Source organism: Protaetiibacter sp. SSC-01 (assembly GCF_014483895.1).
GTDB lineage: Bacteria > Actinomycetota > Actinomycetes > Actinomycetales > Microbacteriaceae > Homoserinibacter.
Genome location: NZ_CP059987.1, coordinates 31,733 through 58,732, shown reverse-complemented (window position 1 = coordinate 58,732; position 27,000 = coordinate 31,733). Strand labels below are relative to the sequence as shown.

At 72.6% G+C, this 27,000-nt stretch carries 21 protein-coding genes and 1 pseudogene; 12 read left to right on the top strand and 10 right to left on the bottom strand.

The features are described from left to right. Window positions 1-1,974, bottom strand: a complete 1,974-nt coding sequence (locus H4J02_RS00280; protein ID WP_187675160.1) for a M13 family metallopeptidase — start codon at window positions 1,972-1,974, stop codon at window positions 1-3. A gap of 157 nt (window positions 1,975-2,131) precedes the next feature. On the opposite strand from H4J02_RS00280, the gene H4J02_RS00275 reads away from it, so the two are divergent. Further along, entirely contained in the window at window positions 2,132-3,121 is a 990-nt protein-coding gene (locus H4J02_RS00275) for an NAD-dependent epimerase/dehydratase family protein (RefSeq protein WP_187675159.1), read from the top strand. 109 nt (window positions 3,122-3,230) lie between these two features. Here the strand turns inward: H4J02_RS00275 and H4J02_RS00270 are convergent, their stop codons facing one another. Beyond that, a complete protein-coding gene (locus H4J02_RS00270; protein ID WP_187675158.1) occupies window positions 3,231-4,295 on the bottom strand; it encodes a LacI family DNA-binding transcriptional regulator in 1,065 nt (354 codons plus the stop codon). 88 nt (window positions 4,296-4,383) lie between these two features. Between H4J02_RS00270 and H4J02_RS00265 the strand changes: the two genes are divergently transcribed. The 4 genes from H4J02_RS00265 (at window position 4,384) to H4J02_RS00250 (ending at window position 9,186) form a co-directional block, all read left to right on the top strand. Continuing rightward, entirely contained in the window at window positions 4,384-5,631 is a 1,248-nt protein-coding gene (locus tag H4J02_RS00265) for a sugar MFS transporter (RefSeq protein WP_187675157.1), read from the top strand. 650 nt (window positions 5,632-6,281) lie between these two features. Then, window positions 6,282-7,601: an MATE family efflux transporter gene (locus H4J02_RS00260; RefSeq protein WP_262406145.1), complete on the top strand. Its 1,320-nt coding sequence runs from the start codon at window positions 6,282-6,284 to the stop codon at window positions 7,599-7,601. 97 nt (window positions 7,602-7,698) lie between these two features. Beyond that, window positions 7,699-8,889: a 23S rRNA (adenine(2503)-C(2))-methyltransferase RlmN gene (gene rlmN / locus H4J02_RS00255; protein ID WP_397420140.1), complete on the top strand. Its 1,191-nt coding sequence runs from the start codon at window positions 7,699-7,701 to the stop codon at window positions 8,887-8,889. A 111-nt stretch (window positions 8,890-9,000) separates the two neighbouring features. Beyond that, complete coding sequence (locus H4J02_RS00250; RefSeq protein WP_187675155.1) at window positions 9,001-9,186, top strand: hypothetical protein; 186 nt, start codon at window positions 9,001-9,003, stop codon at window positions 9,184-9,186. 190 nt (window positions 9,187-9,376) lie between these two features. Here H4J02_RS00250 and H4J02_RS00245 read toward each other — a convergent pair whose 3' ends face one another. Continuing rightward, entirely contained in the window at window positions 9,377-10,039 is a 663-nt protein-coding gene (locus H4J02_RS00245; protein ID WP_262406144.1) for an NAD(P)H-hydrate epimerase, read from the bottom strand. Window positions 10,040-10,212: 173 nt separating this feature from the next. Here H4J02_RS00245 and nucS point away from each other — a divergent pair, with 173 nt between their 5' ends. Both nucS and H4J02_RS00235 read left to right on the top strand, forming a co-directional pair. Continuing rightward, entirely contained in the window at window positions 10,213-10,908 is a 696-nt protein-coding gene (nucS, locus tag H4J02_RS00240) for an endonuclease NucS (RefSeq protein ID WP_187675154.1), read from the top strand. Window positions 10,909-10,981: 73 nt separating this feature from the next. After that, complete coding sequence (locus H4J02_RS00235) at window positions 10,982-11,635, top strand: HAD hydrolase-like protein (RefSeq protein WP_187675153.1); 654 nt, start codon at window positions 10,982-10,984, stop codon at window positions 11,633-11,635. A gap of 105 nt (window positions 11,636-11,740) precedes the next feature. Here H4J02_RS00235 and H4J02_RS00230 read toward each other — a convergent pair whose 3' ends face one another. The 3 genes from H4J02_RS00230 to H4J02_RS00220 all read right to left on the bottom strand — a co-directional run bounded on the left by H4J02_RS00230 (window position 11,741) and on the right by H4J02_RS00220 (window position 16,990). Next, entirely contained in the window at window positions 11,741-12,211 is a 471-nt protein-coding gene (locus tag H4J02_RS00230; protein WP_187675152.1) for a rhodanese-like domain-containing protein, read from the bottom strand. 246 nt (window positions 12,212-12,457) lie between these two features. Then, window positions 12,458-15,550: an Ig-like domain-containing protein gene (locus tag H4J02_RS00225; protein WP_187675151.1), complete on the bottom strand. Its 3,093-nt coding sequence runs from the start codon at window positions 15,548-15,550 to the stop codon at window positions 12,458-12,460. Window positions 15,551-15,730: 180 nt separating this feature from the next. Continuing rightward, the gene (locus H4J02_RS00220; protein WP_187675150.1) at window positions 15,731-16,990 is read right to left on the bottom strand and encodes an MFS transporter; all 1,260 of its coding nucleotides are present in this window, start codon (window positions 16,988-16,990) and stop codon (window positions 15,731-15,733) included. Between the two features lie 79 nt (window positions 16,991-17,069). On the opposite strand from H4J02_RS00220, the gene H4J02_RS00215 reads away from it, so the two are divergent. Together H4J02_RS00215 and H4J02_RS00210 are read left to right on the top strand one after the other, a co-directional pair. Then, window positions 17,070-19,622, top strand: a complete 2,553-nt coding sequence (locus H4J02_RS00215) for a LuxR C-terminal-related transcriptional regulator (protein WP_187675149.1) — start codon at window positions 17,070-17,072, stop codon at window positions 19,620-19,622. 70 nt (window positions 19,623-19,692) lie between these two features. Next, a complete protein-coding gene (locus H4J02_RS00210) occupies window positions 19,693-20,598 on the top strand; it encodes a bile acid:sodium symporter family protein (protein ID WP_187675148.1) in 906 nt (301 codons plus the stop codon). Between the two features lie 3 nt (window positions 20,599-20,601). On the opposite strand, the gene H4J02_RS00205 is transcribed toward H4J02_RS00210, so the two are convergent. The 3 genes from H4J02_RS00205 to H4J02_RS00195 form a co-directional block, all read right to left on the bottom strand. Then, a complete protein-coding gene (locus tag H4J02_RS00205) occupies window positions 20,602-21,990 on the bottom strand; it encodes an LLM class flavin-dependent oxidoreductase (RefSeq protein WP_187676353.1) in 1,389 nt (462 codons plus the stop codon). 157 nt (window positions 21,991-22,147) lie between these two features. Then, window positions 22,148-23,542 (bottom strand): hypothetical protein, encoded by a 1,395-nt coding sequence (locus H4J02_RS00200; protein ID WP_187675147.1) that lies wholly within the window; start codon window positions 23,540-23,542, stop codon window positions 22,148-22,150. Window positions 23,543-23,704: 162 nt separating this feature from the next. After that, on the bottom strand, window positions 23,705-24,529 hold the full coding sequence (locus H4J02_RS00195; protein WP_187675146.1) for a hypothetical protein: 825 nt from the start codon (window positions 24,527-24,529) through the stop codon (window positions 23,705-23,707). A 182-nt stretch (window positions 24,530-24,711) separates the two neighbouring features. Here H4J02_RS00195 and H4J02_RS00190 point away from each other — a divergent pair, with 182 nt between their 5' ends. The 3 genes and pseudogenes from H4J02_RS00190 to H4J02_RS13945 all read left to right on the top strand — a co-directional run bounded on the left by H4J02_RS00190 (window position 24,712) and on the right by H4J02_RS13945 (window position 26,508). Continuing rightward, window positions 24,712-25,302 carry a PadR family transcriptional regulator gene (locus tag H4J02_RS00190; RefSeq protein WP_397420166.1) on the top strand — a complete coding sequence of 197 codons (591 nt, stop codon included), beginning with the start codon at window positions 24,712-24,714 and terminating at the stop codon, window positions 25,300-25,302. A gap of 114 nt (window positions 25,303-25,416) precedes the next feature. After that, window positions 25,417-25,866 (top strand): iron chaperone, encoded by a 450-nt coding sequence (locus H4J02_RS00185; RefSeq protein WP_187675144.1) that lies wholly within the window; start codon window positions 25,417-25,419, stop codon window positions 25,864-25,866. Between the two features lie 9 nt (window positions 25,867-25,875). Then, window positions 25,876-26,508, top strand: a pseudogene (locus H4J02_RS13945) (LysE family translocator). Window positions 26,509-26,513: 5 nt separating this feature from the next. Here H4J02_RS13945 and H4J02_RS00175 read toward each other — a convergent pair. After that, window positions 26,514-26,996, bottom strand: coding sequence for a RimK/LysX family protein (locus H4J02_RS00175; RefSeq protein WP_187675143.1), 483 nt, complete (start codon window positions 26,994-26,996; stop codon window positions 26,514-26,516). Between the last annotated feature and the right edge of the window lie 4 nt (window positions 26,997-27,000).

Here is a 27,000-nt window from a genome sequence, read left to right as displayed (position 1 = left end):
CTACCAAATGGTGACCCTGTCGTCGGGTTCGAGCCAGAGAGCGTCGTCGGGGGTGACTCCGAAGGCATCGAAGAACACGTCCAGATTACGGACGATCTGGTTGCAGCGGAACTCGTTCGGCGAATGCGGATCGATCGAGAGCAGGCGGAGGGCCTCCTCGTCGCGCAGCTTGATCTGCCACGACTGCGCCCAGCTCAGGAGGAACCGCTGCGCGGCCGTGAGCCCGTCGACGACGGGCGGCTCCGCACCGTCGAGCGACAGCAGGTACGCCTTCCACGCGATGCCGAGGCCGCCGAGGTCACCGATGTTCTCGCCGATCGTGAGCGCGCCGTTGACGTGGTGCCCGGGCAGCTGCGCCGGCTCGAGCGCGTCGTACTGCGCGATGAGCTTCGAGGTGCGCTCCTCGAACGCCGCGCGGTCCTCCTGGGTCCACCAGTCGGTGAGGCGACCGTCGCCGTCGAACTGCGAGCCCTGGTCGTCGAAGCCGTGCCCGATCTCGTGGCCGATGACCGCGCCGATCGCGCCGTAGTTGGCCGCCGCATCCCGGTTCTCGTCGAAGAAGGGGTACTGCAGGATCGCCGCCGGGAACACGATCTCGTTGAAACCGGGGTTGTAGTACGCGTTGATCGTCTGCGGCGTCATGAACCACTCGTCGCGGTCGATCGGCTTGCCGATCTTGCCGAGCTCGCGCGCGAACTCGAACGCCGCGGTCGCCCGCACGTTCGCGACGAGGTCGGATGCGACCACGGTGAGCGAGGAGTAGTCGCGCCACTTCGCGGGGTAGCCGATCTTGGGCGTGAACTTCGCGAGCTTCTCGAGCGCGCGCTGCCGCGTCGCATCCGTCATCCAGTCGAGCGTCTCGATCGACTGCCTGTACGCCTCGACGAGGTTGGCGACGAGCTCGTCCATCGCGGTCTTCGCGGTGGGGCTGAAGTGGCGCTCGACGTAGACCTTGCCGACGGCCTCGCCCATCGCACCCTCGACGAGCGAGACGCCGCGCTTCCAGCGGGCGCGCATCTCGGGCTGGCCCGTGAGCGTCGTGCCGTAGAAGTCGAAGTTGGTCTTCACGACCTCCTCGTGCAGGTACGGGGCGACCGAGCGGATGAGCTGGAAGCGCAGCCAGTCGCGCCAGGCATTGAGGCGGTCCTCGACGAGCAGCTCCGAGAGGCCCTCGACGAAGCTCGGCTCGCGCACGACCACGGTGTCGAACGCGCCCTCCGGCACGCCGAGGCCGTCGAGCCACACGTCGAGCGGCACGTCCTTCGCGAGCGCGGCGGCATCCGTCCACGACATGGGGTTGTAGGTGGCCTGGCTGTCGCGCGTGCGCACGTTGTCCCAGTGGTGGGCCGCGATCGCGGTCTCGAGCTCGAGGATGCGGTGGGCGCGCTTCGGGCACTTGTCGAAGCCCGCGAGGGTCAGCATCCGCTCGAGGTAGGCGAGGTAGGCCTCGCGGATCTCGGCGAACTTCTCCTCGCGGTAGTACGACTCGTCGGGGAGGCCGAGGCCCGCCTGCTCGAGGAACACCAGGTAGCGCTCGGGGTCGCCCGGGTCGTTGTCGACGAACGCCGCGAAGAAGCCCGCGACGCCCGTGCGCTCGAACTCGCCGAGCGCGCGCAGGAACGCGGGGATGTCGGCGAGCTCGGTGACGGATGCGAGCTCGGCGCGGATCGGCTCCCACGCGAGGGCCTCGATCGTGTCCTCGTCCATGAAGCTCGCGTAGAGGTCGCCGACCTTGCGCTCCTCGGTGCCGGCGGGGGCCTGCTGGGCCTCCTCGATGATCTCGCGCACCGCCTGCTCGGCGGCCTCGGCGAGCACGTAGAAGGAGCCGTAGCGCGCCTTGTCGGAGGGGATCTCCGTGCGCGCGATCCACTTGCCGTTGACGTGCCGGAACAGGTCGTCCTGGGGGCGCACGGCCGGGTCGAGCTCGTCGAGCGCGATTCCGGATGCGGTGGAGGCGGGAGCGGCGTCGGTCATACGCGCCAGCCTATGCACAACGCTGCAGCGGTTGGCTGTGTGCGGCTGAGATCCCTGCCGCGTGAGGCCAAGCGCTGCAGCGGTTGCCTGTGCGCGGCTGAGGTTCCTGCCGCGCGACGCCAAGCGCTGCAGCGTTTGGCCCACCTAGACTCCCGGCATGGCAGCGCAGAGGGTGCTCATCGTCGGCGGCAACGGCATCATCAGCAGCTCGGTCTCGCGGTTCGCCGTCGAGCGGGGCTTCGAGGTCACACTGCTCAACAGGGGACGCTCCACGACACGGCCGGCCGTCGAGGGCGCCGAGGTGATCGTCGGCGACGCGGACGACGCCGCATCCGTCGCCGCCGCGGTCGGCTCGCGCGAGTTCGACGTCGTCGCCAACTTCCGCGCGTTCCGGCCCGAGCAGGTGCAGGCGGATGTCGACCTCTTCTCCGGGCGGACGGGCCAGTACCTCTTCATCTCCTCCGCATCCGCGTACCAGAAGCCGATCGCACAGCTGCCGATCGTCGAATCGACGCCGCTGCGGAACCCGCACTGGCAGTACTCGCGCGACAAGATCGCGTGCGAGGACCTGCTCGTCGCCGCCTACCGCGACAGCGGTTTCCCCATGACGATCGTGCGCCCCTCGCACACCTACGACGCCACGCTCATCCCGCTCGAGGGCGCATGGACGACGCTGCAGCGCATGCTCGACGGCAAGCCCGTCATCGTGCACGGCGATGGAACGAGCTGGTGGACGCTCACCCACGCACGCGACTTCGCGCGCGCCTTCGTGGGGCTCTTCGGCAACCCGCACGCCGTGGGCTCGCCCGTGCACATCACGGGCGACGAGTCGCTCACGTGGGACGAGATCACGCGCCTGCTCGGGCGGGCGCTCGGCGTCGACCCCCGGATCGTGCACGTCGCGTCGGATGCGATCGCGCGCGAGATCCCGGACATGGGGCCGGGCCTCGTGGGCGACAAGGCGCACTCGGTGGTCTTCGACAACGCGCGCATCAAGACGCTCGTGCCCGGCTGGGTCGCGACGACCCCGTTCGCCGAGGGCGCGCGCGAGATCGCCGAGTGGTACCTCGCCGACCCGGCGCGGCAGCGCGTCGACACCGAGCTCGACGCGGCGTTCGACCGGCTGGCCGCGTACGCCGCCGGTTGAGGCCGCCGCCGGCTCCCGAAGTCACCTCGCCACCCATGGCGCGAGTTACCTCCGCTGAGTGGTCCGTTTCTGGCCCTATCCGGCCGGAATAGGGCCAGAAACCGACCGGTCAGCGTGAATGAGGTGCGGCCACGGTGTCGCCGCGGCGCAGCACCGCGGTCACCGCGGCGCCGGGGGCGGCGCCGTCCGCAAGCGCCGCGCGCACGGCGCGACCCGCGAGCCGCCCCTTCTCGACGGAGGGCTGCACGAGCGTCGTGAGCACGTGCGGCGTGATGCCGTCGAGCCGGATGCCGTCGAAGCCGAGCACGCTCAGCTCGCCCGGCACCTCGATGCCGAGCTCGTCGGCCGCGCGGATGACACCCGCCGCGAGCAGGTCGGACTGCGCGATGATCGCGGTCGGCCGATCCTCCGCCGGCACGTCGAGCAGCGCGAGCCCAGCCGCGTGCCCCTCGGCGACGGTGCTTCCGCCGGCCGAGACGCCCACGGCATCCGGGAACACCTCACGGGCGCCGCGGATGCGCTCGATCGCCGTGTAGGCGGTCGCGGCGGCTTCGCGCTCGGGTGTCAGCGGTGCGCGCTCGCGCGCGAGGTCGAGGGGGAGTGTGACGAGGGCGACGCGTCGGTGGCCGAGTTCGCGCAGCAGCTCGGCGCCGCGCGCGGTCGCCTCGGCGTTGTCGAGGTCGATCGGCACGACGCCCTGCAGGCGAGGGGCCTCGATCGCCACGATCGGGATGCGGCGGCGCTGAAGGATCTCGACGGAGCGCGCGAGGTCGGCCGAGCAGCCGAGGAGGATGGCGGCATCCATGGGCACGTCGCCGAGGTCGACGCCGCCGGGCTCGCCCGTCCACGGGAGCACGAGGAGGCCGTAGGCGTCGTCGCTCAGCTCCTCGCCGAGGCCGTCGAGGAGGGCGAGGTTCATGGGGTCGCGGAAGGCGTCGCCGAGGGAGTCCTCGGTGACGAGGCCGATGACGCCCGTGCGCCCGCGGCGGAGCGATCGCGCGGTGGGGTCGGGGCCGGCGTAGTCGAGCGCGGCCGCGGCCTCGAGCACCTTGGCGCGCGTGGCATCCGACACCGGCCCGGAGCCGCTGAAGACGAGGGATGCCGTCGACGCGGAGACGCCCGCCCGCCGCGCGACGGCGGCGAGGGTGGGGCGGGTGTTTGCGGGGTCGGTCATCGCGCGCTAGCCTACTCGAATCGATTCGATCGAATCGATTCGACATCAGTTCGAGACACCACCCACCGCACGAGCCCCGGATAGCACCATGACGACGACGCCCACCCGCCCCTCCCACGCCACCGCCTGGCGCAACGCCGTGTTCGCGGTGTTCGCGCTCAACGGGCTCGGCGCCGCGACGTGGGCCATCCGCATCCCGTCGATCCGCGACGTGCTCGAGCTGCCCACCTCGTGGGTCGGCTACCTCATCCTCGGCGTCTCGATCGGCTCGATCATCGGCCTGCTGCTCGCGAGCCACGTCATCCAGTGGCTCGGCGGGCGCCGCTCGATCGCGCTCATGCTCGGCGTCTGCGCCATCGCGCTCGTCGTCATCGGCGTCGGCACCTCGGTGCTCGGGGTGTTCGCGCTCGTCGTCGTCGGCATGGCGATCTACGGGTTCGGCAGCGCCATCTGCGACGTGGCCATGAACGTCGAGGGCGCGGCCGTCGAGAAGGTCATCGGCAAGACCATCATGCCGCTGCTGCACGCGAGCTGGAGCGCCGGCATGGTCGTCGGGACGACGATCGGCACCGCCCTCGTCTTCGCGCACGTCGACGTCGTCTGGCATGCGATCGGCATGGCCGTGCTGCTCGCCGTCGGCGCCGTGCTCGCGCCGCGCGCCATCCCGCGCGTCGCCACGCACGCCGAGACGGGGGAGGAGGTCGCCCACGTGCCGTTCAAGGACCGGATGTCGATCTGGCTCGAGCCGCGCACGCTCGCGATCGGCCTCATCGCGCTCGGCATGGCGTTCACCGAGGGCTCGGCCAACGACTGGCTCGCGCTCGGCATGGTCGACGACCGCGGGCTCGACAACGGCCAGGGCGCCGCGCTCTTCACCGTCTTCACTGCCGCGATGATGGTCGGCCGCATCGTCGGCGGGCCTCTCATCGACCGCTTCGGCCGCGTGCCGGTGCTGTGGCTCACGGGCGGCGCCGCCGCGATCGGCCTCGCGCTCGTGATCTTCGTGCCCGTCATCTGGATCGCCGTCGTCGGCATCGTGCTGTGGGGTCTCGGCGCGTCGCTCGGCTTCCCCGTCGCGATGTCGGCCGCCGCCGATGACCCGGCGCGAGCCGCCGCCCGCGTCTCCGCCGTCGCGACGGTCGGCTACTGCGCCTTCCTCGTCGGCCCCCCGCTCATCGGCCTCGTGGGCGAGAGCGTCGGCATCCTCAACGCGCTGCTCATCGTCTTCGTGCTCATCGTGCTCGCGACGCTCGCGGCCCCCGCCGCGCGCCCCACGAAGGGCGCTGCCGGGCCGGCTGCGGCATCCGAACCCACCGCGGCGGAGTCGATGAGCTGAGCCGCTGCGGTTCCTGGCGCGGCTGGAGCCGGTTCGTGGCGCGGCTGGAGCCGTGACCGTGCGGCGGGAGAAGCGCCTCCCGCCGCACGGCCGTTTCTCCCGCCGCGGCCGCCGTACGGAGCGCTGGGGGCACGGTGGGCTCGCGGCGCCCGATCTGCTCGCGCCGCCCGGCCCGCTCGCGCCGCACGGCCCGCTCGCGCCGCACAGGCTGCGGCCGGCGGCAGGCGCCGTGAAGTGTGCGGGCGACTCGACCGACGGGGGAGCAATCGCACCGACGGCGGGAGTTGCGCCGATTCGGCGGGAGTCGTTTCCCCCGCCCCTCTGCCGTAGCTCCAGCTGCGCCCTGACTCACAGCCCCGGTCGGCGCGGCGGGGTCAGTCACAGCATCGGCGGGGGAACTCGCTGATCCGGACGGAAGACACAGCACCCGGCGGGGGTAGTTGCTCCCGCCGTCTGTAGGCACTGCCGCCCGCTTCGGCCGCCGGTGCCGGCGGCCCCACGAAGGGAGCCCGCTTCGGCCGCCCCTCCGGCCACCCCGCTTAGGCCGCCCGACCGACCGACCGCCCGCCCGCCCCGCCACCCGACTGGGCCGTGCTCGCCGGATGCCGCGGCCGGCATCCGCTGTCCGCGCCCGCGGATAGCGTGGTCGGGTGAGAGCGATCGACCGGCGGATCCTGGGGCTCGCCGTGCCCGCGCTCGGCGCGCTCGTCGCCGAGCCGCTCTTCCTCGCGACCGACACCGCGCTCGTCGGGCACCTCGGCGTCGACCCGCTCGCGGGCCTCGGCATCGCGAGCACGGTGCTGCAGACAGCCATCGGCCTGCTCGTGTTCCTCGCCTACGCGACCACTCCAGCCGTCGCGCGGATGCTCGGCGCGGGCGACCGCGCAGGGGCCGTGCGCGCGGGGGTCGACGGCATCTGGCTCGCGCTCGCGCTCGGCGTGCTGCTCGCGATCGCCGGGGCGTTCGCCGCGCATCCGCTCGTCGCCGCGTTCGGCGCGAACGACCGCGTGACCGAGCTCGCGGCGCTCTACCTCGGCATCTCGTGCGCCGGCATCCCCGCGATGCTCGCCGTCATCGCCGCGACGGGCCTGTTCCGCGGCCTCCAAGACACCCGCACCCCGCTCGTCATCGCCATCGCGGGCTTCACCGCGAACGGCGCCCTCAACGCGTTCCTCATCTACGGCGCCGGCTGGGGCATCGCGGGCTCGGCGATCGGCACCGTGCTCGCCCAGTGGGGCATGGCGGTCGCGTGCATCGCGATCGCGCTGCGGCACGCACGGCGCGAGGGGGCGAGCATCCGTCCGGGCCTGCCGGGGGTGGCGGCCGCCGCGAAAGCGGGCGGATGGATGCTGCTGCGCACCGTCACGCTGCGGGTCGCGCTCGTCGCCACGACGGTCGCCGCGACCGGTCTCGGCACCGTGACCCTCGCATCCACTCAGGTGCTCTTCCAGCTCACCTTCCTCTTCGCGCTCGCCCTCGACGCGTTCGCGATCGCGGCGCAGGCGATGATCGGCTTCGACCTCGGCGCGGGCACGCACGAGCAGGTGCGCGCGACCGTGCGGCGCCTCATCGCGTGGGCCGTCGTGTCGGGCGTCGTGCTCGGGGGAGTGCTCGCGGGCGTCGCGCCGTGGCTCGGCCTGGTGTTCTCGTCGGATGCCCGGGTCGTCGAGGCGGTGCCCGTCGGCGCGTGGGTGGTCGCCGCGACGATGCCGCTCGGGGCGCTCGTGTTCGTGCTCGACGGCGTGCTCATCGGCGCCGCCGACGGGCGCTACCTCGCTCTCGCGGGCGTCGTGAACCTCGTCGTCTACCTGCCGTTGCTGTGGTGGGCGAGCCTCACGCCCGCGGAGGCCGGGGCGCCCGCCGCGGTGCTCGCGATCCAGCTCGCGTACTGCGTCGGCTTCTACGGCATCCGCGCCCTCACGCTCGGGGTGCGGGCGTTCGGCACCCGGTGGATGGGCCGAACGCTGTAGCGTTTCGCGCCGCGCGGCAGTGATCACTGGCGCCCTCGGCCAACCGCTGCAGCGTTTGGCCACGCGACTCCCAGCCGTCACCTGCGAGAATCGTGCGGTGAGCGAGATCAAGCAGGTCAGGCCCCGCACGGAGGGGTGGACCCAGAAGGTGGCGGCCGACGGCCGACCCGTCCTGCAGTTCGCCTCACCCCGCCGCACCCAGCCGCCCACCCACCTCGCCGACATGACGCCCGAGGAGCGGGCCGCGAAGGTCGTCGAGCTCGGGCATCCGGCGTTCCGTGCGAAGCAGATCTCCACGCACTACTTCACCCACTACACGACCGACCCGGCCGAGATGACCGACCTGCCCGCGAGCGGCCGCGAAGAGCTCGTCGAGGCGATGCTGCCGCCGCTGCTCACCGAGGTGCGGCGTCTGCGCACCGACGGCGGCGAGACGATCAAGTTCCTCTGGCGCCTCTTCGACGGCGCCCTCGTCGAGTCGGTGCTCATGCGCTACCCCGGCCGCGTCACCCTGTGCGTCTCGAGCCAGGCCGGATGCGGCATGAACTGCCCGTTCTGCGCCACCGGCCAGGCGGGCCTCACGCGCAACATGTCGGCCGCCGAGATCGTCGCCCAGGTCGTCGCGGCCAACCGCGCGATCGCGAGCGGCGAGCTCGGAGGCCTCCGTCGCGACGGCGGACACGACGCCCCGCGCGTCACGAACATCGTCTTCATGGGCATGGGCGAGCCGCTCGCCAACTACAACCGCCTCATGAAGGCCGTGCGCACGATGGTCGCCCCGCAGCCGAACGGGCTCGGGATGTCGGCCCGGCACATCACGGTGTCGTCCGTCGGGCTGGCCCCCGCCATCCGGAAGCTCGCCGACGAGGACCTGCCGCTCACGTTCGCCCTCTCACTGCACGCGCCCGACGACACCCTGCGCGACGAGCTCATCCCCGTGAACTCGCGGTGGAAGGTCGACGAGGCGCTCGACGCCGCCCGCCACTACTTCGAGGTGACGGGCCGCCGGGTGTCGATCGAGTACGCGCTCATCAAGGACATGAACGACCACGCCTGGCGCGCCGAGCTGCTCGCGCAGAAGCTCAACGAGCGCGGCCGCGGCTGGGTGCACGTCAACCCGATCCCGCTCAACCCGACGCCCGGCTCGGTCTGGACAGCGTCGGAGCCGGATGTGACGCGCGAGTTCATCGAGCGGCTCGAGGCGGCCGGCATCCCGACGACCCTGCGCGACACCCGCGGCAAGGAGATCGACGGGGCGTGCGGCCAGCTCGCCGCGGCCGACGCCTGAGGCGCGGCTCGGCGCCGGGCTCACCCCGCGTTTACGGGACTGCCGCCCGGCGGTCGGTGGCCCTAACGTGAGGATCGCTACGCGGTTTCCCGGCCCGCGGAAGGACCCCCATTGCCCGACACGACCCTGCCCGAGCACGTCGAGGAGCATCTCGCCCTCGCCGCGCAGGGGGTCGTGCGCCCTGGTCTCGACGAGCGATGGGAGCCGATCCTGCTGAACGTCGCGCGCCGCGGGGTCGTGACGGCGGCCGACCGGCGGGCTGCTCGGCGACTGCTCGAGGAGCTCGGGCTCGACTAGCACTCCCGCCGCGTGCGCGTTTCGTCGCCCGGTTCGGGGCGCAGCTGGAGCCGTGACTCAACGGCGGGAGAAACGACTCCCGCCGCGCGGTCGTGTCTCCCGCCGCTCGGAACGGTCACGGCCCGCGGCGCCCCGCGGCGGGCCGCGGCGCCTGGTGCGACCGGTCCCGCGGCACCGGGGCCGACCCGCGTCAGGCGGGCAGCCCGAGCCCGATGTCGACGAGCTCGATACGGCCGACGACCGCGAGGTCAGCCCGCAGCAGACCCGCCTTGCACGCGCCGAAGGTGACCGTGACGTCGGCGGGGAGCACGGCATCCGCCTCGGCCGCCTCGCCCGTGTCGGGGTGGATGCCGCTCGGCAGGTCGACCGCGAACGTCGCCGGGAGCGGCCCCTCACGCTCCGCTACCCGCTCGCGCGCTGCCACGACCGCAGTCCGGGCCGGCTCTCGGAGGCCCGCGGTCGCGCCGATGCCGACGATCCCGTCGAGGATCGCGTCGGCCGCCGCGAGCGCCGCGCGGAACTCGGGGCCCGCGGGAGAGTCGTCGATGCGGGTGGCGCCCGCCGCGAGCGCCGCCGCCTCCCCCTCGCGGTGGGTGCGCGATCCGAGCGGGGCGTAGTCGACATCCGCTCCACGCCTCGCGAGGAGCGCTCCCGCGTGGAGGGTGTCGCCACCGTTGTCGCCCGAGCCGACGAGCAGCAGGATGCGGGCCTCGTGCACGGGCACGCCGAGACGGCTCAGCTCGGCCGAGACGGCATCCGCGAGCCCGGATGCGGCGCGCGCCATGAGCGGCACGCCCGCGGCCAGCAGGGGCGCCTCGGCGGCGCGCACCTCGTCGGCGGTGTACCCGTGCACGCCCCCATTGTGCGCCGCATCCGCTGCCGCGGTGTCGTGGCGCGGCTGGAGCTACGACCACTCGGCGGGAGTCGTTTCTCCCGCCGCCGGGTCGTGGCTCCAGCTGCGCCGCGATCACGAGGCGCCTGCGGGCGGGGCCGACCGATGCGGCGGGGCCGAAATAGACTCGTCGAGTGCGTCTCGTGGTGGCTCGTTGCTCTGTCGACTACGCGGGGCGCCTGTCGGCGCACCTGCCCCTCGCCACACGTCTGCTCGTGGTGAAGGCCGATGGCAGCGTGCTCGTGCACTCCGACTCGCTCAGCTACAAGCCGCTCAACTGGATGAGCCCGCCCACGACGTTCACGCTCGAGGAGGTCGACGAGGAGCGCGCGGCCGCCGGCGTCGTCGAGCTGTGGCGCGTCGCCAACGCCAAGACCGCCGACCTGCTCGTCATCTCGATCCACGAGATCCTGCACGACTCGAGCCACGACCTCGGCGTCGACCCGGGCCTGCAGAAGGACGGCGTCGAGGCCGACCTGCAGCGCCTCCTCGCCGAGCAAATCGAACTGCTGGGCGACGGCCACACCCTCGTGCGTCGCGAGTACATGACCGCGATCGGACCCGTCGACATCCTTGCGACCGACCCCGACGGCAAGTCGGTCGCGGTGGAGATCAAGCGCCGCGGCGACATCGACGGCGTCGAGCAGCTCACCCGGTACCTCGAGCTCATGAACCGCGACCCCCTCCTCGCGCCCGTGAGCGGCGTCTTCGCGGCCCAGGAGATCAAGCCCCAGGCGCGCGTCCTCGCCGAGGACCGCGGCATCCGCTGCCTCGTGCTCGACTACGACGCCATGCGCGGTCTCGAGACCGGCCACGCGCGACTGTTCTAACCTCAGCTCAGCCCCAAGCCAGCCCCCAAGCCAGCCCCGCCCCCGACCCACCCCAGACCCGAACCGAGACCCCATGGCCCCGCGCTTCACCCCCGTGCTCTTCGACCTCGACGGCACGATCGTCGACTCGGCGCCCGGCATCCTCGCGAGCCTCACCTGGACCTACGAGCAGCTCCGGATGCCGGTGCCCCCGCCCGCCGAGCTGCTCAAGTGGGTGGGCCCGCCGATCCTCGACTCGTTCCGCGACCTCGCGAAGCTCGACGAGGACGAGTCGCGCTACGCGCTCGCCCTCTACCGCGAGCACTACACCGAGGTGGGTGTGTTCGACGCGACGCCGTACCCGGGTGTGCTCGACGTGCTGCGCACGATCCACGACGCGGGGGTGCCGCTCTCGCTCGCGACCTCGAAGCCGGAGTCGACGGCGCGCATCATCCTCGAGCACTTCGAGATCGACGGCGCGTTCACCGAGATCACGGGCGCGTCCGAAGACGAGGTGCGCAGCAGCAAGCCGGATGTCGTGGCCGAGGCCCTGCGCCGGCTCGCCGAGCGGCATCCGCTCGAGCGCCCGGTGATGGTGGGCGATCGCATCCACGACGTCGAGGGCGCCGCCGAGCACGAGGTGCCGACGGTGTTCGTGTCCTGGGGCTACGGGTCGCCGGCGGAGGCGGCTGGCGCGATCGCCTCCGTCGACACAGCCGCCGAGCTGCTCGCCGAGCTCGCGCTCTAGAAGCCCCGAGTTCGTTCGGGAGGACGACACACCGCGCACGGGCGTGCGAGCCGGCCGACCCCGGCGGGTCGTCCTCCCGAACGAAAAAGACGGCGCCGGCGCGGCTCAGCAGCCGCAGTCCTCCGGGGCGACGGGCCCGACGAGCGCGTCGACGCCGCGGATGACGGGGCCGGCATCCGAGATCACGTCGTAGCCCTCACGCGCCCAGTACTCGAACCCGCCGATCATGAGCTTCACCTCGTAGCCGAGCTTCGCGAACTCGAGCGCTGCCTTGTCGGCGCCGTTGCAGCCGGGGCTCCAGCAGTAGACGACGACGGGCGTGTCGAGCGGGATCTCGCGGGGCGCGCGGTCCGCGACCTCGCGGCGCGGGATGTGAATGGCACCTGCGGCGTGCCCCTGGTTCCACGAGGCCTCGTTGCGGGTGTCGACGAGCGCGAGACGCTCCCCGGCGGCGAGCGCCTCCACGACATCCGAGGCGTCGGTCTCGAAGCGCAGCTTCGCGGCGAAGTGCGCGATGGCGGCCTCGCGGGCGTCGGCGGTGAGCGGCGAGACGGATGCGGTCTGCGTGTCGGTCATGCGGGCGAGGCTACCGGCGCCCTCCGCCCGCGCGCCGCGGGCCCCGCTGCCAGCCTGCCGCGACATCCCGCCAAACGCTGCAGCGTTCGGCGAAGGCCCGACATCCGCTCACGTCAGTGGCTAGCCTGTCCGGCCCGTCGCCCCGGAAGCCACCACCGTGACCCTCGACCGCACCTCCGCGTCCACCCGCGGAGCGGACGGGGTCACCGACACCGTCAGCTCCGCGGGTGAGATCGCCGAGCTCCGCTACGCGGTGCGCCGCCGCGCGATCACGAGCGCGCCGATCCCCGCGAGCAGCGCGAGCATCCCGCCGACGAGCGACCACGTGACGTCCGCACCGGTGGAGGCGAGAGCGGCCGGCAGGTAGCGGATCGTGACGAGGGACACGGTCGGGTTGCCCCGGAGGTCGCTCACCTCGTACTGAACGGGTGTCGGGTCGCCCGTGAAGCCGGGCTCCGGCGTGAAGGTGACGGCTCCCGTCGCGGTGTCGACGGTCCACACGCCCTCACCGGCGACCACGAGTCGCGTCACACGGGCCGAGCTCGTCGGGTCGATGATGCGCGCCGTAGCGGGGTCGAACACACCGCGGTCGTTGCCCAGGATGTCGACGGTCACGGCCGTGCCGGGAGCGTTCCCCGTGCTCACGTCGTCGTCGGACTCCGGGAGGTAGGTCACGACGAGCTCGGCCGTCGCGTGCTGCCCGATCGCGTCGGTCGCCTCGTAGCGAACCGGGGTCGGGTTGCCGGCGTAGCCCGCGGCGGGGGTGAACGTGACCCGGCCGGTTGCGGTATCGACGGTCCAGCGCCCCTCGCCCGCCACGACGAGCTCCGTCACCCGGGCGCTCGTCTCGGGGTCGACGATCCTCACCGTGCCGGGGTCGAGCGTCCCGGCGTCGTTCACGAGCACGTCGAGCGTCACGGCGTCGCCGATCGTGTTGCCGTGGTCGGCATCATCGGTCGCGGCCGGAGCGTACGTGACGTGGAGCGTCGCCGTCACCGTGTCGCCCGTGAGGTCGGTCACCTCGTACGCGACATCGGCCGGGCTGCCCTCGTATCCGCTCTCGGGCGTGAAGGTGATCGCACCCGTGGTGGGCGAGACGCTCCATGCACCCTGCCCGGGAACCGTCAGGGAGGTCACGCGGTCGCCCGTCGCGGCGTCGACGATCCGCACGCTCGCGACGTCCCACGCGCCCTCGTCGTCCGCGAGCACGTCGACCGTCACGGCCTCGCCGATCGTGTTGCCGAGATCCTCGTCGTCGGATGCGCTCGGCACGTAGGTCACGGTCACGGTCGCTTCGACCGTGTCGCCGGTCACGTCGGTCACCCGGTAGTCGACCGGGGTGGGGTCGAGCAGGAAGCCGGGCTCGGGAGTGAAGACGACTCGATCCGCGACGATCGTCCACCGTCCCTCGCCCGCGACGGTGAGCTCGGTGACCGGCGAGGTGGAGTCGGGGTCGACGATCCGCACGCTGCCCGGGGCCCAGTCGCCCTGGTCGTTGTCGAGCACGTCGACCGTCACGGTCGTGCCGAGCTCGTTGGCCAGATCCTCGTCATCGAGCGCCTCCGGCACGTACTCGACCGTCACCGTCGCGGTCGCGGTCAGGCCGTTCGCATCCGTGATGCGATAGTCGACCGGCGCGGGGTCGCCGAGGAAGCCCGCCTCGGGGGTGAAGACGATCGTGTCGCCGACGACGTTCCACGTTCCCTCACCCGGAACCTGGAGCTCGGTCAGCTGCGTGGTGCCGTCGAGCAGGCGAACGACCGCGGGCGTCGCAGCGACCGTGTCGTTGTCGAGCACGTCGATCGTCACGACCGAGCCGAGCACGTTGCCGAGGTCGCTGTCATCCTCCGCGGACGGGCCGACGATCACGGGGACCGACACTGTCGACGAGTCGTCGTCGTCGCCCGTCGCGCGGTCGACGACCTCGGCGGTGTTCGTGAGACCCGGCACGTCCGCTGCCGTCACGACCTGGGTGTAGCTCACGGTGAACGTCTCGCCGACGTCGAGTCCTCGGCGACCGGATGCGGCCGAGCTCAGCGGCTGGTAGTCACGCCCGCACTCGAGCGAGGCCGGCATGGCCGAGCCGACGGACGCGTCGCACGTGAAGGCGCCCGACGCGAGCTCGCTGTTGGCTCCGCCGGAGACCCCGAGCGCGGTGATCGTCGTCGCGCCGGCACCCGGAACGGCATCCGCGATCGTGAGGAGGTCGCCTCGCGTCATCGCGTCGGGACCGTTGTTGGTGACGGTGATCGTCCACGTGACCGTCGAGCCGACGGGCGCACCCGCGGTGACGCCCGAGGGAGCGTCCACGGCCACGGTCTTGGCGACCGCGAGGTCGTAGTCGCACGGCACCCAGGTGAGGGCGACGGAGCCGTCGGCGCCCGCGCCGGTACCCGTCTGCCGCCCGACAGCCGTCGAGGTCACGCTTCCGGCGACCGCCGACGCGTGGACCGAGCTCGCGCCACCGCCGCCGCCACCGCCCGCGACGTCGTTGATGGTGACACCACCGACGCGGTCCGTGTTCCGGATCGTCGTGGACGCTCCGCCGCCGCCTCCGAACACGCCGGCGCCACCGCCGCCCGCGGCATCGTAGTTGGGGTCGGATCCGCCGGCGCCGCCGACGGCGCCCACACCCGCGATGCCGTTCAGCGTCGCGTCTGCGCTGTTCGTCCCTCCCGCGCCGGGAGCATCGACGTGGCCGCCCTCGCCGCCGCCCGGGACGATCCCCGGGGCGTCGGTGCCGGCGGTGCCCGCGTCGCCCGCCACGACCCCGGCGCCGGTCGGCAGACCCGCGTCGCCGCCGAATCCGCGGTCGGTCGTGGAGTGGCCGCCACCGCTGCCGCCGCCGCCGCCCGCGATGACGAGCTCGGCGCCGTCGACCGTGAAGGTGCTGCGTCCGCCGCCGCCGGCGCCACCGTGATCCGTGGCCGCCGTACCGCCGGCTCCGCCGCCGCCGGTGCCGCCGGCACCGCCTGTGCGGCCGCTGTTGGTCTTGCCGCCGCCGCCGACCGTGCCGGCGAAGGACTGTCCGGGGTGAACTCGGAAGCCGGCCGAGACGCGCGCGCCGGCGCCGTTCGAGCCGATGCCGTTCGCACCGGCCGCGGCCCGGCCTCCCGCGCCGCCCGTCACCGTCGCATCGACGGCGCACACGCCGTCCGGCACGACCCCGGAGTAGGCGCCGACGCCGAAAGTCGCAGCACCCGGCACGACCGCCGGATCGGCGCTCGCGCTGAGCGGGAGCGTCACGCTCACGGCGACGAGCGCCGCGGTCGTGGCGACGGCGAAGGCGGATCGGATCGATCGCGCAGGGGCGGACGGCTGGCGGTGGAGCTTCGTCACGGGTTCAGGCTTTCGTGCTCGAGGGGCGGAGAGGCTCCGCCCGCCGCGCGGCACGAGTCGGGTCGATCGATGCCGCGCGGGGCGGAGTCCGCGTCGAACGTATGGCGGCCGATCGCCGCGGGTGCGGGCACCCCCGGGGATTTCACCCCCGCTCTCACCCCGCCTCTGGGGCCCCGTGCGTCAGCGCACGGATCGCACCCGCAGGATCGCGACCGCGCCGAGGGCGGCGAGCACGAGGCTCACGGCGAAGAGCGCCCCGTAGCCGCCCGTCGCGCTCACGACGAGCCACGCGACCCCGGGTGCCACCACCTGCGGGAGGATGGCCGCGATGTTGAGCACCCCGAGGTCACGACCGGCCCGCCGCTCCCCATCGCTCAGGACGAGCGTGTTGAGCGCCTTCGCGGACGAGGTGTAGGCGCCGTAGGCGAGCCCGAAGACGGCCGCGAAGACGAGCATCGCCGACGCATCCCGCAACGTGAGCGGGATGATGAGCGATGCCGCCATCGCGAGCGTCGTCGCCGCGACGACGCCACGGCGGCGCCCCGTGCGGTCGCTCAGGATCCCGCCGAGCAGCAGCGTCGGCAGCGAGGCGGCGAGGATGACCGCCACGAGCAGCCCCGCGAAGGCGTCGGCCTCGTCCGCGGCGAGGCCGAGGTGGTCTTCCGCGATGTACAGCAGATACGTCACGAGCACGGAGTGCGCGAGCGTGACGAGCGCTCGGGACAGGAACGCCCACGCGAAGTCCGGCCGCGCGGAGAGCTCGCGCACCGCTGTGGCGAATCCGGCGCGCACGCGCGCCCGGGCCGCCGAGGGGGGAGCCGGTGTGCGCGCGCGAGTGAGAACCGCGAACGCCGCGACGCCGAGCAGCGGCAGCACGGCAGCCGTCCAGAGCCCGAGCGCTGTGCTCAGCATCATGCCCCCGACGACGGACGCGCCGAGCGCCGAGCCCGCCAGGAAGCCGGCGCCCGTGACCCCCGCCACGAGCCCCCGGCGCCGCTCGGGCACGAGGTCCACGGTGGCCGCCGCCGCCGGGGCGAGCACCACGTTGAGGGAGAGCTCGACGCCCACCCAGAGCAGCCCGATCGCGATCGCGCCGCCCGCCAGTCCCATCGACGGCAGCAGCACGCCGGCGGATACGGCGCCCGCGATCATCCAGGGCAGGCGTCGCCCGAGCGATCCCCTCGTGCGATCCGACAGCATCCCGATGATCGGCTGCGCGAGCATCACGACGAGAGAGGATGCCGTGGTCACGAGCGCGAGCAGGCCCAGCTTGTCGTCGGGAGCGAGTTCGGCGACGCGTCGCGGCAGGTAGACCACCGACACGGCCGCCAGCCCGACGAACACGGCCGCGTAGACGAGGAAGAGCCCGGCCGGGACCGCGCCCGGCGCGAGACGCGCGGTGCGGCTAGCCTGGGTGATCGGCTCGACACCTGAGGGCACCTCGCCATGCTAGGCGGCACACCGCGGCCGCGCCGGCTGGGCCCCGGTGGCGTGCCCGGAAAACGGGGGAGGACTGCGCATGCACGGGTGGACCCGGTTCGGCGCACCACGAGCGCCGCGCTCCGCCATCGAACGCCCGCGGCTGTCGGATCGTCTCGACGAGAGCGAGCCCCTCCGCATCGTGCGCGCCGCGGCAGGCGCGGGCAAGACGACGCTGCTCGCCTCCTGGTTCGCTCGCGAGCATGAGTCGCACCGACTGTGGCTGACGATCGATGCGCGCAGCAGTGGCGTCGAGGGGTTCTGGGCGGCGATCGCGGAAGCGCTCGGGTCGTCCGGCCTCGCATCCGGCGGGCCGTCCCCCCGGACGGAAGAGGTCCCCGACCGGGACACGGTGCGCCGCATGCTCGCGGCGGTCCGCGGTGCGGTCGTGCTCGTGCTCGACGAGTTCGAGCGCGCCGACGGCGAGGTCGCCGACGGGCTGCTCTGGCTGGTGGAGCGCGCGCCCTACGTGGAAGCGGTCGTCGCCTGCCGCGACGTAACCCGCCTCGAGTCGGCGACCGCCATGGCGCGCGTCGAGTCGCGGCTCCTCCGCACCGACGACCTGCTGTTCACCGAGGACGAGGCGCGCGAGTTGCTGCGTTCGGTCGGAGCCGACCCGGACGGCGCGCAACCTCTGCTGGCCGCAACCGGGGGACTCCCGCTCCTCGTTCGCAGCGTCGTCGTCGGACTCGACGGATCACGGGTGCCGACCGCAGGCCCCCGCCGCGACGAGACCATCCGCCGAATCGCTCGCGAGGCGGTCGACGAGCTCATCGCCGCCGCCACCCGTCGCGGCGTCGACCGTGACACCGCCATGCGCCTCGCCCTCGCCGACACCGCCACAGGAGAGCTGGCCGGCCGGCTGACCGGGAAGCCAGGCGAGGAGCAGGTCGCTGCGATCGTGCGGGAGGGCCTGGCGACGGTGGAGCGGTCGCCGCACGGGCATGCGATCCGGCTGACCCAGGTCGTGCGCGAGGCCCTCCGCGAGGAGTTCGTCTCGCGCCACCCGGACGAGGTCGCGTCGGTCTCCCGCGTGATCGCCGAGTGGCAGTTGGACTCTGGCGATGCCTTCGGGGCCTTCGCCACCGCCATGGCAATCGGCGATCTCGCTTTCGCCTCCCGCGTGACCCGCACCCACTTCTTCGATCTCCTCGGACAGCACGGCCGCGGCGTGTACCGCCTCCTCGCACCCGTCTCTCGGCTCACGTTGCGGCGATATCCGCTTCTGACCCTCATGCTCGCGCTCATCTACAACGCGAGAGGCCACCGCGTCCGCGCGATCGAGCACCTCGCCCTCACGACGATCGGGGCGCGCGCCGCCCGCAGGACATCCGACCCCGAGGAACGCATCGTGCTGCTCGCGGTCGAGAGCGCATCCCTGCGTGTCGCCGGGAGGATCGCCCCGGCGCTCCGCGCCGCGCGAGCCTTCCAGTCGGCGGTCGACGAGATCCCCGTGGAGAACTTCGAGCGCCTGTCCAACGTCGCGCCGACCCTCTTCGCCCACGTCGGGGTCACCCTGCTGTACGCGGGCCACGATGTGGAGGCCCTCGACGCCTTCGAGCAGGCGCACTCGTTCAGCGTGCCCGGCACCGACTTCGAGCTGCAGCCGCTCGCCCTCATCGCGGGCACGCACGCGCTCCGCGGGGAGCTCGACCGCGCTCGCGCAGTCGTCGACCGCATCCGCGCCGGGGTCTGGCGGGATGAGGCGATCAACGGATACCGCGGTGCGTTCCTGCACCTGGCCGAGGCACTCATCGCGGTCGACGACCAGGACTTCCGTGGGGCGAGGGACCGCATCGATGTGATGGCCCCCCATCTCGACACCCTCGAGCACTGGCCGCTCTTCGCACACGTGCTCGCACTGTGCGACCTCGGCCTCGGCACCCCTGGGCATTCGGATGCCGCGCTCAGACGCGAGCTGCTCGGTCGTCGGCGAGCCTCCATCACGACCCTCACAGGAGCGCTGCTCACGGCGACCCGGGCGAACCTGCTGCTGGCCGGCGGGCATGCGACGGAGGCCCGTGCGCTCCTGGACGCCGCTCCCGCCGTGACCGCGACGCGTGTCGCGGCCGCGCGCGTCGCCCTCCTCGCAGCCGACCCCGAGCGGGCGATCGCGAAGCTCGCAGCTCTCGACCTCGATCGGATCGCGCCGCGCTGGTCGGCGGAGGCGCAACTGCTGACCGCGGCGGCCGCGCTCCGTCTCGGGCGCACGGATGCGGCGCGGGCCGCGGCGGAGGGTGCGGTCGCGACGCTCGCCGCCTTCGGGCTGCGTCATCCGCTCACTCTGCTTCCCCGCTCGGACCGCCTCGCGCTGGGCGCGATCGTCAGCGCCGTGAGCCGCGAGCTGCTCGAGGACGCGGCGGCGGTGGATCCGTTCCCGCGCCAGGTGCGCGTGATCTCGCTCACCCCGCGCGAGCGGGCGGTGCTCGAACGTCTCGCGGCTGGGGGCACCCTCTCCGAGATCGCGGAGGGTCTCCACGTCTCGCCCAACACTCTCAAGACCCAGTTGCGCTCCGTCTACCGCAAGCTCGGCGTCAGCGATCGCGAGAGCGCGCTCGCCACGGCGCGGGGCCACGGGCTCATCGGGTCGTGACCGCTTCGCCTGAGCAGCACCCGAGCTGTCTACTCTGGCGGCGACCGGGCCGCATGGGCCACCATGAGGCATGGGATCAGCGTTGACCTCCATCGGATTACCTGTCGCCCTCGGCATCATCATGTTCGGGTTGGGGCTCTCCCTCCGCCCGGCCGACTTCGCCCGCGTCGCGAAGCATCCGAAGGCCGTGCTCGTCGCCCTCGCCTGCCAGCTCGTGCTGCTGCCGGCGATCTGCCTCGGCCTCGTGGTGCTGTTCCAGCTGCCGCCCGTGCTCGCGGTCGGCATGATGCTGCTCGCGGCGTCGCCCGGCGGCACGAGCGCCAACCTCTACAGCCACCTGTTCCGCGGCGACGTGGCGCTCAACATCTCGCTCACCGCCATCAACTCGGTCGTCGCGGTATTCACCCTGCCGCTCATCGCGAACTTCGCGATCTGGCTCTTCCTGCCGGGCCAGCCGGAGCTCGGTGTGCAGTTCGCGAAGGCCGTCGAGGTGTTCGCGATCGTGCTTCTGCCGGTGCTGCTCGGCATGCTCGTGCGCTGGTGGAAGCCGCGGTTCGCGGAGGCGATGGACAAGCCCGTGCGCATCGCGTCGATGATCATCCTCGCGGTCGTCATCGCGGGCGCGGTCGTCGCGAACTGGGCGCTGCTCGTCGCGAACGTCGGGCAGCTCGCGCTCATCACGGTGCTGTTCTGCGCGCTGTCGCTCGCGGTCGGGTTCTTCGTGCCGCGCCTGTTCCGGGTCGAGCCGCGCCAGGCGGTTGCGAGCTCGTTCGAGATCGGCATCCACAACGCGACGCTCGCGATCGTGATCGCGCAGACGGTGCTCGGCAGCATGGAGATGTCGCTGCCGGCCGCCGTCTACGGCGTGCTCATGTTCTTCATCGCCCTCGGCTGGGGCTTCCTGCTGCGCCGCCTCGTACCGGTGCGGGCCGAGGCGCACGCCACCACGGCATCCGACCCGGCCGCCCGCGCGTAGGGGTCAGACCTCGAGCGCGACCCGCTCGGATGTCGTGGCGACCGCCGTCGACAGGTCGCCACCGATGCGGTACCGCGCGCCCTTGTGATCGTCGGGCAGGCGGTCGCCGCGCCCGTGCAGCTTGTTGCGCAGGGTGCCCGGCGAGTACGACGTCGGGTAGGCGCCGCGCGCCTGCAGCACGGGCACGACGTGCTCGACGATGTCCTGGAAGGTGCCGGGCGTGATCGCGTAGGCGAGGTTGAAGCCGTCGACGTCGGTGTAGTCGACCCACTCCTGCAGGAGGTCGGCGATCGTCTCGCCGCCGCCCACGATCGTGGGGCCGAGCCCGCCGATCGCGCCGTTCAGCGCGATGTCGCGCACGGTGAACTCGTCGCCGTGCTTCGCCGCATCCGCGTAGTTCTGCACGGCCGACTGGATGGCGTTCGACTCGACGTTGCCGACGGGCTCGTCGAGGTCGTACTGCGAGAGGTCGACGCCCATCCAGCCCGACATGAACACGAGCGCACCCTCGGGGGAGGCGTAGCGCAGGTAGTCCTCGTACTTCGCCTGCGCCTTCTCATCGGTCTCGTCGGTGATGACGGTGATGAGCGTGTAGATGCGCGCGGCGTAGCGGTCGCGGCCCGCAGCCTCGAGAGCGTCGCGGATGCGGGAGACGGTGCCCTTGAGCACCTCCTTGGTCGGGGCGGCCACGAAGATCGCCTCGGCGTTGCCGGCGGCGAAGGCGATGCCACGCGGCGAGGCGCCCGCCTGGTAGATCACCGGGCTGCGCTGCGGCGACGGCTCGGAGATGTGGATGCCGGGCACCGTGTAGTGCTTGCCGTAGTGGCGGATCTCGTGCACCTTCGAGGGTTCCGTGAAGACGCCGGTCTCGCGGTCGCGCACGACGGCGTCGTCCTCCCACGAGCCCTCCCACAGCTTGTAGAGCACCTCGAGGTACTCGTCGGCCTGGTCGTAGCGGTCGTCGTGCTGCAGTTGGTCGTCGTGGCCCATGTTGCGCGCGGCGCTCGGCAGGTAGCCGGTGACGACGTTCCAGCCGACGCGGCCCTTCGTGAGGTGGTCGAGGGTCGTCATGCGGCGCGCGAAGGGGTACGGGTGCTCGTACGCCGTGCCCGCGGTGACGCCGAAGCCGAGGTTCTTCGTGACGGCCGCCATCGCCGACACGAGCAGCACCGGGTCGTTGACGGGCACCTGGGCGCCGTTCCGGATGGCGGCCTCGTTGGTGCCGCCGTAGACGTCGTAGGTGCCGAGCACGTCGGCGATGAAGATGCCGTCGAAGTTGCCGCGTTCGAGCAGCTGCGCGAGCTGCGTCCAGTACTCGATGTCCTTGTAGGTGTCGGACCGGTCGTCCGGATGCCGCCACATGCCCGAGGACTGGTGGGCGACGCAGTTCATGTCGAACGCGTTGAAGCGGATCTGGCGGGGCGCGGTCTGATCTGTCACCTGGACATGGTGCCGCGCCCCGCCGTCGCCGATCGAGCTGTCTGTCACGGGCCGTCACCGGGGGTCACACGCTGTCACAGACGCGCGTGCGGCCCCCGGTAGGCGGCTGTCAGCGCCGGCGGAGCGCCGTGCGGCGCACCATGAGCAGGCCCGCGAGGAATGCGATCGCGGCGAGGGCGACCGCGGTGATGCCGCCCTCGGCGCCCGTGGGAGCGAGCGCCGCGATCCCGTCATCCGCGAGCGCGTAGCTCGGGACCTGGGTGCCGTCGGGGTCGCTGCCCGGATCCGTGCCCGGGTCCGTGCCCGGGTCCGTGCCCGGGTCGGTTCCCGTGGTCGAGCTGCCCGTCGTCGCGTCACCGAGCACCGAGATGGCGTTGCCGCCGAGCGTCACCGGCAGCACCGGATCGAGCAGCACCTGCGTGCCGCCGAGGATGCTGTCGGTTCCGTCGGTCGAGCCCGAGCCCCCGCCGGCGCTGCCGTCACCGGCTCCCGCCGGCGTCGTGTCCGCGCCCGACGTCGACGCGTCACCGAGCACCGAGATCGCGTTGCCGCCGAGCGTCACCGGCACCACCGGATCGAGCAGCACCTGCGTGCCGCCGAGGATGCCGTCGGTGCCGTCGGTCGAGCCCTCGGCTCCCTCCGCACCAGCACCGCCGGTCGCGGCGGGCGTCGTGTCGGCACCCGCCGTCGAGGCGTCACCGAGCACCGAGATGGCGTTGCCCCCGAGCGTCACGGGCACCCCGAGGTCGGCGAGCACCTGGCTGCCGCCGAGGATCCCGTCGGTGCCGTCGGTCGAGCCCGAGCCCCCGTCGGCGGTCGCGTCACCGGCTCCCGTCGGCGTCGTGTCCGCGCCCGCGGTCGACGCGTCACCGAGCACCGAGATGGCATTGCCGCCGAGCGTCACCGGCACCCCGAGGTCGGCGAGCACCTGCGTGCCCGAGAGCGTGCCGTCGGTTCCGTCGGTCGAGCCCTCGGCTCCCTCCGCACCGGCACCGCCGGTCGCGGCCGGCGTCGTGTCCGCGCTCGCGGTCGACGCGTCTCCGAGCACCGAGATGGCGTTGCCGCCGAGCGTCACGGGCACCCCGAGGTCGGCGAGCACCTGGCTGCCGCCGAGGATGCCGTCGGTTCCGTCGGTCGAGCCCGAGCCCGCGCCGGCGCTGCCGTCACCGGTACCCGTCGGCGTCGTATCCGCACCCGACGTCGACGCGTCGCCGAGCACCGAGATCGCGTTCCCGCCGAGCGTCACCGGCACCCCGAGATCGGTGAGCAGCTGCGTGCCGGATGCGATCGCATCCGTTCCGCTCGTGCCCCCCGTCGGCGCCGAGCCCTGCGCGGGCGCGGTCGTCGCGGCGCCCGAGCTCTCGGCGTCGCCGAGGATCGAGATGGCGTTGCCGCCGAGCTGCACGGGCAGCTCGATGCCGAGGATGCCCTGCGTGCCCGAGACCACGCCGTCTTCCCCGGATGTTGCCGTGTCGGCGTGCGCGACGCCGACTCCGAGGGCCATGAAGCCCCCCGTTACGAGGACCGTCCACAGCCCTCGAGAGACGTACTTGTTCATTGCTTCGGCTCCTTGCCTGATCGACTGATGCGCCGCATCCGGACGGATGCGACGGGACGCGTGTGCCCGCACCGACCGCGGATGCGCGGCGGGCGGACTCGTCGGACGTCAGTCGGGCGAGGTGTCGGTGGCGTACACGGGCGACGGTGGCGCCCGGAAGTCGTCGGGGCGCAGGCGTCCCCGAGCGAGCAGGAGGAGAAGGCCGGCGCCGAGCACGGCCGCTGCTGCGCCGATCGGCGCGCCGCCTGCCGTGACTGCGGAGGTGGGCGTGAGACCGCCCGGAATGCTCACGGGCCCGTGGTCGGGGCCCTCGGCGCCGGCCGCGACGGCGATGCCGAGTTCGCCGACGCTGCTGAGGAGGGGGACGAGGCGCATCGCGACGGATGCGGCGGTGCCGGATGCGGGGGCCGGCTCGGCCGCGAGCGCACCCCGGTCGTCGCCCGGGCCGGTCGGCGTGGGCGCGAGGGGCCCGGCCGGCTCGGCGGGCGCGCCCGCGAGGCCACCGAGGGTGCCGTCGACGAGTCCGCCGACGGGCGCGACGACGGGCGCGACGACGTCGGCCCCGAGCACGCGGTCGACGATGCCCGCGATGGGCGCCGTGACGGTCGAGACGGGGCGGCTGTCGGCGATGTCGCCGACGATCCCGCCGACGACGGGCAGTTCGCGCAGCTCGGGGAGCGGCTCGACGGCGGGAGTGACGACGGATTCGACGGTCGACGTGACCTGGCCCACGACGGAGCCGAGCGTTCCCACGAGGCCGGGGCTGTCATCCGCTCGCGCCTGTTGCGGCGAGACGAGCACGAGGAGGCCGACACCCATCGCCAGCGCAGCGCCCATGAGCACGCCGCGCCAGTGACTCCGTGTGGTGACGGCGTCGCTGTCGACGCCGTCTGTCGGCACCATCTCCCCCTCCTCGACTTCGAGGAACCCCATCCGGGTTGTACCCCGGTTGGGGGACAGGCTACGCCCGCTCGCGATCGATTTCCAGGGGGGTCTTGTGTTGCGCCAGTTAACGATATATCGTTGACCTGTCGCGATACCTCGCGACAATCATGGTCTGCGAAAGGAGAACGATCATGAACCCCAAGGCCTTCCGGCGCCGCGAGCGCCACGCCATGTTCCACCACGACCCCACCAACCCCGCCGCCCACGGGCCGCACGCCGAGCGTGGGGTGCACGCCCCCATGCGCGGCATGCCCCCGTTCGGCCCCGGTCCGGGCTTCGGCCCCGGATTCGGCCCCGGCCCCTGGGGTCGCGGCAAGGGCCGCGCCGGCCGCGGCGACATCCGCTCCGTCATCCTCTCGGTGCTCGCCGAGGGCCCGTCGAACGGCTACAGCGTCATCAAGACGATCGCCGAGCGCACGGGCGGCGGATGGCGGCCGAGCCCGGGCTCGGTCTACCCGACCCTGCAGCAGCTCGTCGACGAGGAGCTCATCGAGGCGACCGGCGAGGGCCGGCGCACCGAGTACACGCTCACCGAGGCGGGCCGCACCTACGTCTCCGAGCACGGAGAGGAGCTGAAGCGCGCGTGGGAGTCCGGCTCCCCGAAGCGCAGCGAGCAGGAGCTCGCGTTCCAGCAGAGCGTCGGCAAGCTCATGGGCGTCGTGGGGCAGTTCCATCACGCGGCGACCGACGCCCAGCGGGCGGCCGCGGTCGAGAAGCTCGACGAGGCGCGCCGCGCGCTGTACCTCATCCTCGCCGACTGAGGCAGCCGCATCCGCTGCAAGGGCCGTCGGGGCAGCCGCTCCGGCGGCCCTTCGTCGCGCAACCCGATCAGGATTCGAGAAGCACCGGATGCCGCCCCCTCCTAGCCTGGCCGCATGGCCGAGAAGAACACCACCAAGAAGAACACGAGCGCGTTCACCGAGGAGGAGCGCGCCGTGATGAAGGAGCACGCCGCCGAGGTGCGGCGCTCGAAGAAGAGCACCCCGGAGGAGAACGCGCAGGCGGTGCTCGACAAGATCGCCGCAATGGACCCCGAGGACCGGGCGCTCGCCGAGCGCATCCACCGCATCGTCACCGAGACCGCGCCCGAGCTCGCTCCGCGCCTCTGGTACGGGATGCCGGCGTACTACAAGGACGGCAAGAACATCGTCTACTTCCAAGACGCGAAGAAGTTCAAGGCCCGCTACTCGACGCTCGGCTTCGACAACGCCGCGCAGCTCGACGAGGGCACGATGTGGCCCACCTCGTACGCCCTCACGAACGACCTCACGAAGGCCGACGAGAAGCTCATCGCCCAGCTCGTGAAGCGCGCGGTCGGCTCCTAGGCTGGCGGCATGTTGCCGCCGCTCACCGTGCTGCTGTCGTTCGGGGTGGTCGTCGTCCTGCTGACGATCACGCCCGGGCTCGACACCGCGCTCGTGCTGCGCACGGCCGCGGTCGCGGGACGGGGCCGAGCCTGGGGTGCGGTCGGCGGGATCCAGGCGGGTGTGCTCGTGTGGGGCGCGGCCGCCGCGGTCGGGGTGAGCGCGCTGCTGCTCGCATCGCAGCTCGCCTACGACGTGCTGCGCTTCGCGGGCGCCCTCTACCTCGTATGGATCGGGCTGCGGATGTCGTGGTCGGCCATCCGGGGCGCGCGCCACGAGGAGCCGCGGCTCGACTCCCGCGCCGACTCGTTCTGGGCGGGCTTCCGCCAAGGTGCGATGACGAACCTGCTCAACCCGAAGGTGGGTGCGTTCTAGGTCGCCGTGCTGCCGCAGTTCATCCCCGGCGACGCTCCCGCCCTCGCATGGGGTCTCGCCCTCGCGGCGGTGCACGTGCTGCTCGGCACGGTGTGGCTCGGCACGATCCTGCTCGTCGCGCGGTCGTTCCGTCGCTGGCTGCAGCGCCCCGTCGTGACCCGTTGGATCGACGGCGTCGCGGGCGCGGTCATCGCCGGGTTCGGTGTGCGGCTCGCGCTCGAGCGCTGAGAGGGTCAGTCCTCGTCGCCGCGGTTGCGACGTCGCATGGGTCGGGGCGCACGGTCGCCGAGGAACGAGCGGGACGAGTCCACGACGAAGCCGCGGCTGAGCGCCTCGCGGCCGATGAGCATCCGGAACCCCATCGAGTCGCGGTTGCTGAGCGTCACCTCGGCCTCGACGCGGCGACCGACGAGCACGAGGGGGAGCGACACGACGAAGCGCTCGTCGACGTGACCCGACGAGCTGCGCACGCGGCGCACGTCGACCACGTGACGCTCCACGATCACCTCGTCGGCATCCGACTTCTGCCACGGACGGATGCCGAAGCGCACCCAGGCCTCACCGTCGCGATCGAAGGCCTCGACGTCGTAGGCGTGGATCGACGAGGTCTGGGCGCCCGTGTCGAGCTTCGCCTTGATCCACGGCACACCCACATCCGGCAACTGCACCCACTCCCGCCACCCCGCGAGGGTGTTTGAATGGGATCTCTCGCTCACCGCA

Bases quoted from the DNA above. Each gene is read 5' to 3' on its own strand.
- H4J02_RS00200 (WP_187675147.1), bottom strand. From the start codon at position 23,542: ATGGCCCTCGGAGTCGGCGTCGCGCACGCCGACACGGCAACATCCGGG.
- H4J02_RS00195 (WP_187675146.1), bottom strand. From the start codon at position 24,529: ATGGGGTTCCTCGAAGTCGAGGAGGGGGAGATGGTGCCGACAGACGGC.
- H4J02_RS00215 (WP_187675149.1), top strand. From the start codon at position 17,070: ATGCACGGGTGGACCCGGTTCGGCGCACCACGAGCGCCGCGCTCCGCC.
- H4J02_RS00205 (WP_187676353.1), bottom strand. From the start codon at position 21,990: ATGAACTGCGTCGCCCACCAGTCCTCGGGCATGTGGCGGCATCCGGAC.
- H4J02_RS00190 (WP_397420166.1), top strand. From the start codon at position 24,712: ATGTTCCACCACGACCCCACCAACCCCGCCGCCCACGGGCCGCACGCC.
- H4J02_RS00275 (WP_187675159.1), top strand. From the start codon at position 2,132: ATGGCAGCGCAGAGGGTGCTCATCGTCGGCGGCAACGGCATCATCAGC.
- H4J02_RS00185 (WP_187675144.1), top strand. From the start codon at position 25,417: ATGGCCGAGAAGAACACCACCAAGAAGAACACGAGCGCGTTCACCGAG.
- H4J02_RS00210 (WP_187675148.1), top strand. From the start codon at position 19,693: ATGGGATCAGCGTTGACCTCCATCGGATTACCTGTCGCCCTCGGCATC.
- H4J02_RS00280 (WP_187675160.1), bottom strand. From the start codon at position 1,974: ATGACCGACGCCGCTCCCGCCTCCACCGCATCCGGAATCGCGCTCGAC.
- H4J02_RS00230 (WP_187675152.1), bottom strand. From the start codon at position 12,211: ATGACCGACACGCAGACCGCATCCGTCTCGCCGCTCACCGCCGACGCC.
- H4J02_RS00265 (WP_187675157.1), top strand. From the start codon at position 4,384: ATGACGACGACGCCCACCCGCCCCTCCCACGCCACCGCCTGGCGCAAC.
- H4J02_RS00270 (WP_187675158.1), bottom strand. From the start codon at position 4,295: ATGACCGACCCCGCAAACACCCGCCCCACCCTCGCCGCCGTCGCGCGG.
- H4J02_RS00235 (WP_187675153.1), top strand. From the start codon at position 10,982: ATGGCCCCGCGCTTCACCCCCGTGCTCTTCGACCTCGACGGCACGATC.